9 protein-coding genes are annotated in these 12353 nt (G+C 28.9%); 4 read left to right on the top strand and 5 right to left on the bottom strand.

Annotated features, from left to right (window positions below):
* Positions 1 to 52: 52 nt before the first annotated feature.
* The 4 genes from GOQ27_RS02155 to GOQ27_RS02140 form a co-directional block, all read right to left on the bottom strand.
* Positions 53 to 1099, bottom strand: coding sequence for a flavodoxin family protein (locus GOQ27_RS02155; protein ID WP_203365168.1), 1047 nt, complete (start codon positions 1097 to 1099; stop codon positions 53 to 55).
* Entirely contained in the window at positions 1096 to 2331 is a 1236-nt protein-coding gene (locus tag GOQ27_RS02150) for a lactate/malate family dehydrogenase (protein WP_203365167.1), read from the bottom strand. Before GOQ27_RS02150 ends, GOQ27_RS02155 begins: the two co-directional genes overlap by 4 nt.
* An 11-nt stretch (positions 2332 to 2342) precedes the next feature.
* Complete coding sequence (locus GOQ27_RS02145; protein WP_203365166.1) at positions 2343 to 7208, bottom strand: nicotinate-nicotinamide nucleotide adenylyltransferase; 4866 nt, start codon at positions 7206 to 7208, stop codon at positions 2343 to 2345.
* Positions 7209 to 7348: 140 nt separating this feature from the next.
* A complete protein-coding gene (locus GOQ27_RS02140) occupies positions 7349 to 9073 on the bottom strand; it encodes a flavin monoamine oxidase family protein (RefSeq protein ID WP_203365165.1) in 1725 nt (574 codons plus the stop codon).
* Between the two features lie 160 nt (positions 9074 to 9233).
* Between GOQ27_RS02140 and GOQ27_RS02135 the strand changes: the two genes are divergently transcribed.
* On the top strand, positions 9234 to 10409 hold the full coding sequence (locus tag GOQ27_RS02135) for a MalY/PatB family protein (protein ID WP_203365164.1): 1176 nt from the start codon (positions 9234 to 9236) through the stop codon (positions 10407 to 10409).
* Between the two features lie 19 nt (positions 10410 to 10428).
* Here GOQ27_RS02135 and GOQ27_RS02130 read toward each other — a convergent pair whose 3' ends face one another.
* Positions 10429 to 10848 carry a DUF2188 domain-containing protein gene (locus GOQ27_RS02130; protein WP_203365163.1) on the bottom strand — a complete coding sequence of 140 codons (420 nt, stop codon included), beginning with the start codon at positions 10846 to 10848 and terminating at the stop codon, positions 10429 to 10431.
* A gap of 164 nt (positions 10849 to 11012) precedes the next feature.
* Here GOQ27_RS02130 and GOQ27_RS02125 point away from each other — a divergent pair, with 164 nt between their 5' ends.
* The 3 genes from GOQ27_RS02125 (at position 11013) to GOQ27_RS02115 (ending at position 12162) form a co-directional block, all read left to right on the top strand.
* Complete coding sequence (locus GOQ27_RS02125) at positions 11013 to 11186, top strand: hypothetical protein (RefSeq protein WP_203365162.1); 174 nt, start codon at positions 11013 to 11015, stop codon at positions 11184 to 11186.
* A gap of 100 nt (positions 11187 to 11286) precedes the next feature.
* Complete coding sequence (locus GOQ27_RS02120) at positions 11287 to 11730, top strand: cell wall hydrolase (RefSeq protein WP_203365161.1); 444 nt, start codon at positions 11287 to 11289, stop codon at positions 11728 to 11730.
* A gap of 60 nt (positions 11731 to 11790) precedes the next feature.
* The gene (locus GOQ27_RS02115) at positions 11791 to 12162 is read left to right on the top strand and encodes a hypothetical protein (RefSeq protein ID WP_203365160.1); all 372 of its coding nucleotides are present in this window, start codon (positions 11791 to 11793) and stop codon (positions 12160 to 12162) included.
* Positions 12163 to 12353: the final 191 nt, after the last annotated feature.

Raw genomic sequence — 12353 nt, 5'->3', positions numbered from 1 at the left:
ACGGTACGTACGGTGGTGTGAGAGGACGGTAATTAAAATAATTAATTACCTCCTACTCGATTTCATTTTTTATATTTAATGCAAATCTTTTAGCTTTATCTTCAATATTAGGAACATGAAGTATTGCATCTTTATTATTAGCAGTAGCCATGATACTAAAATAAGGAGGTAGTCTAAAGGTTTTATTAATATTTAAAGCACTTATTAATTGCTTGGCTATAGAATCTCCTCCAGAGTTACCAGATACAATTACACTAAAAATAGATTTATCATAGAATTTTGTTTTTCTAAAGAGAGCAGTAAGTCTATTTATGACAGCCGTAAGATTTGCAGATATAGCATCATTATAATTAGGGCAAATCCAAAGTATAGCATCTGCATTCAAAATAGCAGGATAAACTTCTTCTACCATGATGCCTCCGTAAAAACAACTGGTTTGTTGACCATAATGTTTACATGTTGTATATGGACATCCTATACAATCTCTAACAGTTCCATTCTCTATATGAATTTCATTAATATCTATACCATCTAAGTGTCTTTTTGACATCTCCCAAAGCCTTAATGTATTTGACGTAGTATAATTACTAGAATGTAGTACTAATAATTTAGGGTTATCAATTTTTTTAGGATTATCATTTTGTAGAGTTTCTCCAAGGGAGTTACAAGATTTAAAACAGGCCTCCTCCAAGCTCAAATCTAAAGCATTTGCTATTGTCTTCATATTAGATAAACTACCAGTAGCCTCTACTAATGGTCTACCAGGAAATCTACATCCCAATCTATTTCCATTGAAAATTATATTTTGAGCCATTGTTTTTGTATATAGTTCATTATCATTATGTACTAGAACAGATCCCGTAGAGTTTTTTAATGAATCATTTCCTAGAGTAAATAATTTATTGAATATCCTATTGATTTCAACATTACCTCCAGCATGATCTAATTCAATAGCAAATAATATTTTTTTATTTTGTAAATTTGGTAGATTATCTACATTTTTTATTAAAATAAATTCATTACTCATAACTGTTTCTTTCACCATTTTTAATAAAAAGTCTGAGGGGGTTTCAGGTACTATTACATGTATTTTATTCATATTATTTCTCCTAAATCTGTATATGATTTTTTTATTCTTTCAAAAAGGGTGTCATCCATATCTATAGATTCTAGTTCAATGCTATTGTTTACAATTCTATTTTTACTACCCATAAATACCCCACCTATAAAAGTAGCACTATAATGCCAATTGCCCGATATGGTATCAATAATAGATAAAGCTCCAGAGGATAGAGCTGGAGCAATATATGGTTTATAGCCTAATTTTCTCATTTCTAGATTAGCATTTATGGCTTTATCTGTTAGAAGTTTAGATAAATCATCATTATAGTTTTTAATACTATCTGCGATTATAAGTCCATCTCCGTGGGGACCGTAAGCTCTACCTTCTGAGAGAAATTGATTTAGATCATGAGACATATTTGCATAATAAGCTGCTCTAGCATTCATAACACCTAAACCATAACCTCTAATCTGTTCAGGTGCTAGACCATTGTAATCATATTCTTCTTTTTCATTTTTATTACTTTCTAGAAAAACTACCTTAGATAATAAATCTACTGGATCCGAAACTACTGAAAAGATTCCTTTAAACCCTATATTTCTAGCTTCAATAGCATACTCTTTGATGATATTTGAATTACTTTCAAATTGAGCCATTCTTACATCTTTTACTTCAGAGCCTACTTTAGGAACTGATTTAGAGGCACAGAAAACAAACATGTCACAGTCGAATATATCTGATCTATCTATTATCTTTACTTTAGGGGAATCGTAATTAAAAGCTTTTAATACTTGATTCATTTCCATTTCCCATCTTTTAGCTTTTTCATAAGTTCTGTCATATATTCCAATTTCAAATATTATATTATTTCCTAATAGCTTCAGACCTGTTAATAGCGTACTACCCACATCACCTAATGCTAGCAGATTAATTCTCCATTTTTTGGGCAAAGTGTGATTTAAAACTGTTTTCCAGCTAGGATAATTAGTATTTACTGCAATAACCTTTTTATCATTTATCTTTTCCTTTAACCAATTAGCTACAGGAAATTCCGTTTTTTTCTTATTAAGTATATTTATATTTTCGTCCTCTAAAAATAATAAAGAAGGAGAAGAAATTAAATAACTTCTCCTGGATTTCATAGGATCCATTTTAAATAAGAAATAAACTTTATTAGAACTTTTTATTTCATCTATATTTGCTTCGTCAAAATCATATTTAATATGAGAAAATCCGTATTTATCAGTTGCAATTTTATATAAGTACATATATACACCTCTTATCTTTTTATTATATCCTCAATTCGCTTAAGTTGTTCTAAATCGTTTTTTAAATACCTAGAGGCTTTTAGGTTAATATCATATTCCATGTTATTACCTTTATCAGGACATCTTGGAGATATAAAGACTTCACTAAGATGTTTTAGAGTTAAATTACGTTCATGTTTATTTTGATATTCTCTTTCAAGAGTTGAAAGTATATCGATAGAATTATATATTGATGTCCTAGATAATTCATATAGAGATCTATTATGTGTACCTTTTATAAATATTGGGGAAGTGTAGGGTAGAACGAAATTCACAGAAGGTAGTAAATTACGTTCTGGAATATACCCTCTCCATACAGTATCTCCGCCAATAAAAGGATATAATGCACTTTCATTAAACCAAACTCTTAGATTTGGTATGAAATATGCAGAGTCTACTTCTCGATTTTGAATATCCATTAACTCTTTACCTCTACCTGATAGAATACCTACTATTATTTTACTTACTTCAATATTTTCTTTTTTTAGTAATGGATCGATAGCTTTAATTCTATATCCTTTATTTAATAAATCGTCCACTAAAATTACAGGTCTATTAAATGAGTAAAGCATTTTAATCTGATTTTCTAAACTCATATAATAGGGGAATGGTTCTATACTAAAATCTTCAATATCTGGAGTATACATTTTTTCAGTATGCATAGATTTTGTAACTGTATTAGGTACAATATGTCCATTTAATACGCTACCGAATGGAACACACATTTTCTCTCCAGTAACTTTAGGAGTTAGTTGTTTAGTAGGCATATCATTAATTTCACAAATTTTTTCAATCATTTTTTCATATAAAATGTCTCTATCAAAGGATAGTATTAATTGTCCTGGATATAAGGATGATAAAGAACGTTGTAACCTTTTTCTAGATCGCTCAATAGCTTTTTGCACATTTCTATTACTTTTAAAAGGTTCTTTTATAATTGATTCTAGATCTAAATTCAGTGTACAAGGATTTGTCATACTAACCACATAAATTGGTTTAACGTCATCACTAAATGGAAGTTTCATAAATCCCTGTAAAACTAAAGTTTCATATATTGATTTTGTAGGATAAGAATCGATAATATTTTTGAAGATACCATAGGTATAATCTTTTGCTAGGCAGAAAGCTAATGTTTCAGTTAATAAAATTTGTTCTAAGTTTTTAAACCGAGTATTATTATCAATAAAAATTCCATCAACACAGATTATTCTACCGACTGAGTTTTCTCTTATATATTCTGAAACATTGTTGTCATTAAACTGATTAAATAGATTACTGGACCTTACCCAATGGAATATAGAAAAACCAATTATTTTATTTTTATTTTCAACATCTTTTAGTAATATAACTCGAGGATTAAGTTTTGACTTAATATTTTTTAATGCTTTAAAAGCATTATCGTGTTCCTTTAATATAGACGTAGATAGTTTATATAACAACTCATCTTCTATATTGTCTATTATATCTATACTAATAGATTGAGTTTGAATTAATGTTTTATATTGAGGTTCTCTTCTATATACTCCAGTTTCATAAATGTAGGTTTGTGCTAGTGGGTCTATTAATTCTGATATATCTCTATTGTCATCAATATATTCTCTTATTTGAGTAGAACTAATATCTTCAAACTGAGCAGGTAATGAAAGACGAACAATATTACCTGCTATTTTTTCTAGAACACTGTCTAATTGACTTTGATTATTTTCTCCTCTTTCAAATACTATATGGGAAAAACTATGGATAGAATCTTTAGTTTTATTAGTTTTATAGGATGATGCATTTAAAAGAACATCACTTCCTACTACAATATACACTTCTGAATCACTAAAATAATCCTTTAGGTTTTTCAGATCTTCAGAGTTAGAGATATTAACTGATAAATCCTCTGGGTATAGATATATATCTAACTCATCAGAGATACTCATATTAATAATTTCTCTTCTTATTTTATGAGGTTGAGTACGTTTTGACCAAGAAAACTCATCTACTTGAAGATAGACCTCAAATCCTAAGTCTCTAATTTCTCGAGCAATCTCTTTATGACTAAGGGAGAAGGGATCAAAGGTACCCGGGAAAAAAGCAATCTTATTTGTTTTAGTTATTTCTATATCACCTTGTAAAAACTTATAATCAGATATAAATCGATATATATTATTTAAAGAAGCAGAGTTATTTAAGAACCATAATTCACCTTCATCTTTTGAAGACAATAGGGTTAATATTTTCTTTCCAATCAGTGCAAATATGTTTTGTTTTTCTTTTAGTGTTAGAGTTTTAGAACCAAATATTCCTGACCCTATTATTCTGAAACTTTCTTGCTTAACTTGCATATCATAACTTACCAAACCATTTAATAAAACTCCTAATAACTTAGTGAGTCTATCATTATAAACATCTTTATCTTCTATAAATATATTATTATAATTTGAATAATTTTGAATTGTTACTCCTACAGTTTTTAATATTAAAAATTGTATTTGTCTATTAGATGATTTTATCTTCTCGATAAAGTCATCAATTAATTCATCTAATTCGATGGGATGTAGATATAACATTAATTGACCCAGATAATTAGGAATATATTTAGTAAAATGATAACCTTGAATTTCTAAAGCCCTTAATAATTCTATAGTTACATCATTTCTTTGTTCTAATGATAAAAATGGGAATACTTTAAGTAATGCTTCACCAGCATGATTTCTTACATTTTCAACAGCACTAACTTTTATTAAATTAGTAAAATGCATTGCAGTATGAATAACATTTTTATCATTATTTTGAATAACATGATCTAAAAGCAATTCAATATGTACCTTTTTTATAATCCAATTTGTAGCGCTTTTAAGATTTTTTAAGAAAATTTCAGGTGTTTTATCAAAATCTTTATCATAGTTTTTTTGATAATAACTAACTACTTCTTGACTTAGATTTAGTTTTTTAGCTATTTTTAATTTTAAAAAGTTTTCTGCTGGAATCTCAGAATATACTATATTATCATTCATCATCTGTATCAGTTTATCTGTAAAATCAGAGTGTTCTCTAATCCTAAATAATAAGTTATATACTCGTTCTAAAGCAGATACTCTTATTTGGCTATTATCACTATGTAACATTAATAGTATAAAATCAAACATTTTGCTTAAAGGTTTTTCATTTCCTTTTTCAAAAGGTATATATTTAACTGTTTGTAATAAGTAAAACTGAACATCTTTATTCTCATAGAGGGCAAAAGAATAATATTTTAATAAAACATTTCTGAAGTTTTCCCTCTGACTCTCATGACAATAGGATAAGATAGAAGACATCACTGTTCTTAAACTAAGTCCAATCCATTTTTTATGTGCCTCTAATATTTTATGGTCAGGGTAGAGAATAAGTTGTATATATTTATCCAAAAGTTCATAACTAGAAACTTCAGACTCTTCTTGTTTAACATTCTTAGGAACTTCTTTTCTATATTCTTCATCATACATGGCAATCAATGTTCCAATTAATTCAGAACTTTGTTTCCTGATATCTTCTTCTTTATGTATCAGCAATTCATAAAGAAAATTTAAAGTAATTATCTTTTGTTTTTGAGTTAAGTAAGTTGAGTACTCTTCAAATATATTCAAATAACCTCTTAGTTTTTTCCAATCATTTTCACTACGAGCAATTTCTAAAATAGCACTAAGGGAAGCTTCACTTCTAAGTCTATTCATTAGATAAATATTATGTTCTATAGCTCTATACTTTAAATTTTCTACTATAGTATCTTTTTTCATAAGAGGATAGTATTTTTTTTCTATTGGATTAGGTCCTGGTATAGTAAGCTCTACACTAATACCTAAATTAAGCATATAATTTTCGAAGTCTTTTAATTTTGAATAAACTTTTTTATATCTCTTTTCTTTTTGTTCATCCACATTATCTAATTTGTTTAAAATAACCTCAAAAGAATCTTTAAGAGTGAATATATGCATTTCTTTTTTTCCATCATAGTATCTATTTTTCACTCTAAAATCAGAATATATTAGAATTAGAGATTCTATTGGAAGGTTCTCTAATTCTAAATCCCAAGTTGAATGATTTGTAGCTATATGTCCAATATGTTCTAACTTGTGATTTTTAAACCATTGATCAGTATAATAATAATGAAGATATGGAACTCTTTTTAATTCCTCACCTTTACAACCAAACTTACCTATATCATGGCCTGCTGCAGCTCCAGACACTCTTCCTAAGTCCACAGGTAGATTAAGTTTATGCAGTTGTTTAGAAATATGCATAGCTAAATTATGAACCCCTGTAATATGATTTAGGGTTGTATGTCCTGTTATATCTTGATGAAGTTTCATTAACTCATATACAAAATCTTTTCTAAATGCCTTTTTGAACTTTTTATATTCAGAAGTAATTCTTATCTTCTTTTCTTCCGAATCAGTAACAAATTCCATAGGATATCTACTATGGGGTAGCCTTGAAACATTACTTCTTTCATAATCAGTAATTATTCTAAATGTAGTAATGAAAATTTTTGAGGGAAGCTCATTTTCTTTTATCAAAGTAATCTCTAGTGCCTCTGGAAAAGATTTATTTAAAACGAAATTATAAAAATATGACAACCACTCTTTTTCTTCTTTATTATCAAATATTTGAATAATTGGAGATATAAGATCAAAAGTTGCTTTAGTACTAAAATCCTTATTTTTAATCATAGATCTTAACTTTTGGGGAAATATATCATTCCTTAAATAGGACTTTATATCGTTATAAATTAATTGATCCTTTAGATCTTCAATATTTAATATTTTATTAGATATTCGTGTATAAAGATTTGGCAATGCAGATTTACTCATAAAATTCCTCCTAATATCTATGTATAGGCTTATTATATAATACTTGTAATCCATTTTCTATATAGCTACCCTATACTTACCCTGAAAATAAAAATAATCTCTACACAAAAACTATCCTGTAGAGATTATTTTTATCAATACTACTCATTTTTAAACTTGTATGATTCATAAGCAATATTATTTGCCGAATTCATTCCGGTTGATAAAGCTCCTTGTATCCATCCATGAACAGGAGATATATGTTCACCTGCAAAAAAGATAGTCTTATTTAATTCAGGAAGAGTCATATTATAAGAGTAGATTACTTTTTGATCTGGGTTATTATAGCATACTCCCCCTAAGTAGAAGCTCTTCCGGTTCCAATTGATAGTTTTAATATCTAAAACTAAATCATCTAAGTATCCATTAGGTAATCCATGGGCTAATTCTACTTGACGGAGGACTTTGTAGTCTCTTAAAGGTTTATGAAGGTTACCTAGGCGAATACTGTCTAAGCCTGCATTATAACTTGCAATTAATACACCTTCCTCGTAAGGACTACATTCCTTTTTGATTTTCCACTTATCCATAGGGGACTTAAAAAGGTAATTATAGTTAGGGGATATTGCAGTATTTATACACTCAGCATGATCAGAGGGGTACCATATAGAACCAATAGGTAAATCAGTGGATGTTCCACCACCTACTATATTTCCTTCAGGGATATCAAATTCCCAAAATCTTTTTTTAAAATGGATTGCAGTTTTCTCTAATGGAGCATAATTTACTTGTCTAATTGCTTGCATTTTTCTATTTGAAAACTCAGGACAAATATCTACATTTCTTAATGAAGAGAATGGAATAGCACAGAGAATAAAGTCAAATTTTTCATGACATAGTTCTTTTCTTTTATTAAAATAACTAACTATTCTTTTATTGCCCTCACAATATAAACCCGTTACATAGGAATTGAAATTCCAAGTTACTTTACCTAAAAGGTTAGAAGGTATTTCAGAATAATATAAGGAATCATTATCTATTGATGCCTTAAATAAACTTTCAGGTAATCTATAGTTACCTCCTACTATTTCATATAAAAAAGAAAAGGTAGCTGTATAATCTTCAGTAACTCCTTCAAGTAAACTATTATAGAAAAGTCCCCTTTCAAGAGGATTAATAGATTGGACTAGATTAATTGCAGATTCGGAGATATTCTCTACTTGATAGGAATCTCTATTACTGAGGCTATCTAGTCTTACAATTATATCTGAGTATCTGCAAAGAGACAATAATAATTCAACTCTTTTTTCAGGGGGGATGCTAAGGAGCTTTTTAGTATAGGCACTATATTGAAAATGTGAATAAGGTAATAATTTCTCTGCATAGGGTAAATTAAATAAAGGATATAGGTACTTCATAATATTTTCTTCTTTATTTCTAATACGAACTCCCTTAGTATAAATAAATGCATTTTCATTTGACTGGACAAAAGGCCTTGTTTTTAAATTAAATTTATTTATATAGTACCATGTAGCTTCATGAGCCACGGGTAATCTCATTGCCCCTAACTCACCATAAAGATGACGATTTCTATCAAAATAGTGGGTGTAAACTCTTCCTCCTATTCTATCAGAGGCTTCAAAGACGGTAATATTGTATCCTAACTTTTTTAACTCTACACAGGCTGAGAGACCTGCTAATCCACCTCCTATTATACCTATCTTTATATCTTTAAAAGTTCCGGGTTTGGCAATGTTTGTTATAGCTGTAGGAGGGCTAAGATATTTAATTATATTATGAAAATCTCCTTCTCTTCCTTCTTCTTTTAGAGCTTCTAATAGTAGCAAATGACGTTCTTCAGTGGATGGATTTGCAGTTTGAATCATAAGAATACCCCCAATAGGAATTAATATTATATTATATTTTAAACTTGATGTTGATTAGAACTATTATTAAGTGTATAAATGAAATATAAGGTGAATAATTAATATAAGGTAGAAATACTTTTGTTTTTTTAGAAAGTTATAATATTAAGGAGGTATAATTGTGAGTTATGATTTTGATAGGATAATAGATAGAAAAAACACAGCATCTCTTAAATGGGATTATACAAAGAGCTTTTTTGGAGAAAAAGATGTTTTGCCCTTATGGGTAGCAGATATGGATTTTAAAGCACCACCGGAGGTAATAGAGGCTCTGAATAGTAGAGTTGAACATGGAGTATATGGTTATAGTGGTAAACCTAATAATTTTTATGAATCAATAATAAATTGGATGAATAAGAAACATAACTGGCAAATAACAAAGGAATGGATAAGTGTAACTCCTGGAGTTGTACCGGCTATTAATCTAGCGATACTAGCATTAACTGAACCTAATGATAAAATAATAGTTCAGACTCCTGTTTATTTTCCTTTTTTTGAAGCAATAAAGAACAATGGAAGGAAATTAGTTAACAATCCATTAATTGTAGAAGATAATAAATATAAAATGAACTTTAAAGAGTTAGAAGAAAAAATAGATGAAGATACTAAGATGATCATTTTATGTAGTCCTCATAACCCAGTGGGAAGGGTATGGTCTCAAAAGGAACTTTCTAGATTAGTTGATATATGTATTGAAAATGATATATTGATAATATCTGATGAGATTCATTCAGATATAGTGTATAAAGGATATAGGCATATTCCAATAGCTTCATTATCACAAGAGGCTAAAGAAAGAACAATAACTTTTATGGCTCCTAGTAAGACATTTAATGTAGCAGGATTGTCAACAGCCTATTCTATTATACCTAATCGAGAATTACGTTCTAAATTTAATGAGCGATTAAATACAATGCATTTAGGATTATCAAATATTTTTGGTACTATAGCATTAGAAAGTTGCTATACCTATGGAGCAAATTGGTTAGACCAATTAAAAAGCTATTTAGAATCTAATATTGAATATACTATAAACTATATAAAAACTAATCTTCCAGAAATAAAACTAATAAAACCTGAAGGAACATACCTACTATGGTTAGATTTTAAAGACTTAGAATTAAGTGAAGAAGAAATTGATGAATTATTAATCAAAAAAGCAAAAGTTGCTCTTAATAAAGGAACAATGTTTGGTGAAGGTGGAGAATTTCATAGAAGACTTAATATTGGGTGTCCTAGAAGAACATTAGAAGAAGCTTTATATAGGATTAAAAAAGCAATACATACAAAAAAGTAGGTTTAAACCTACTTTTTTCTTAGGGAGTAATTATATCTTCTATTGTTCCATCTTCTCTATGTATTACAAGATTAACTAATTGATTACTTGCTATGTTTTTTGCTTTATTTAAGGCTTCTTTTTTTGTATCAAAAGTGTAGCTTGCTTGTTCACTGTTCTCTTTTTTTATAATCCAATTGTCACCATCAGGGAGTAGATGTTGATCCTCCTTCTTAGAAGAAGATGAATTAGAATTATTGTTGGTATCATTACTGCTTGTACTATTACTTGATTTATTATCATTTGACCATTCCTTAGCTCTATCAATCGCTATGGGAATAGCTCCATCTTCTTCATATCCTTCCTCGACTAATTCATTGGCAACTTCTATTGCTTTGCTTCTGACTTTTTTGTCTAAGTTTTTCATTGAACTTGGATAATCATTATTGGTCCAAGGCAATATAATCCCTCCTATAATATTTGAATTTAATAATATTTAGAAAAGCTTTTCAATAAAATATTACCCTTCAGTATTTTACATAAACAGATTTAAGATTATATTTTTAATATATTAAATAGTTATGGAAATAATATATATAAATCAAAATATTAGGAGGTAAATCTATGGAAAAGTATATAGTGAGAACAGATAAAGAATTATCAGAGCCTATGGCTAGGAATGAAGCTATAAAAATGGTAAAAAGCTATGCTGATAATGGAGTTGAAGCATATATAGTATCTGAGGATGAGGGAAATAGACTAAAGAATAGTGAATTTAATAGGCCAAAGTGGGAATAAAGACTCTTTTTAGAGTCTTTTTTTTATATTGATAAGAATTAGTGTGTCAAAGTTTTCCTTTAATAAATATACTAATAGTAGTTAGATAGGAGGGATTTCCATGCCAATGTCAGCAAGAGAATTACTAGCTAGGATTATAAAATGTGAGGCAGGGGGAGAAGGAGAAAATGGGATGAAGGCAGTAGCTACTGTCGTTATGAATAGAGTGCATATACCCTATGGGGAATATCAACGAGTAAATCAAGGGAATTTAAGGAATGTAATATATCAAGAAGGTCAATTTGACTGTGTAAGAAATGTAATAGGTGGAAGAAGAAACCCTCAGACAATTTGGGCTACTCCTCCAGAACAAATACATTACGATATTGCTGATTGGGCTTTAGCAGGTAGTAAACAATGGAATGTTGTGAATTCCTTATGGTATATGAATCCATTCATACCCGACTGTCCTTATTATTTTCCAAGAAATAGAAGTGGAGAATTTCTTGTGAGAATAAGAAAACATTGTTTCTATGATCCTACTGAACTATATAGAGAAACTTAAGATGAATAAGTAGAATTGTAAGTTATCGTTTAAAGTAAGTAAAAATTAAGGAGGTATAAAATGTATCCAAATAATTATAATTTACCTATGCCAACAAGAAATATGCAAAATAATATGCCATATTACGGTTATCCTATGCCAAATAATCCTAATATGCCAAATCAAGAAAGACCAGATATGCCAATGCCTGACAGAGGAGCTCCAGAGGCACCACCAGTTATGAGAGACACAGAATATCTACAAGGTTATCTCAATACATTAATAGGAGAGTTTGTAAGAATAGATTTTCTAATAGGAACTAATACATTTATAGATAAAGCAGGTACATTAATGGAAGTAGGAATAGATTATGTAGTATTATTAGAGCAAGAAACAGATGACTATATAGTAGGAGACTTATATTCTATTAAATTTGTAAAGGTTCTAAGGTAGATGAGATAGAAAGGTGAGAAATCACCTTTCTTTTTTTGTGGGAAAAACATTCAGAAACATCTGAAAATATCAAATAATTTAAGGTTTTAGGGTATATTATTAAGGAATTGTAAATTATTAATTTGAACTTGTACATAAATTTCAAAATATGATATTCTATCTTTAGAAAACCTTTTCATAAAGCTAATTAA

The sequence above is a fragment of the Anaeromonas frigoriresistens genome (assembly GCF_016820655.1).
In the GTDB taxonomy this organism is placed as follows: Bacteria; Bacillota; Clostridia; order Tissierellales; family SIT17; genus Anaeromonas; species Anaeromonas frigoriresistens.
This window is presented reverse-complemented; position numbering and strand designations above follow the sequence as displayed.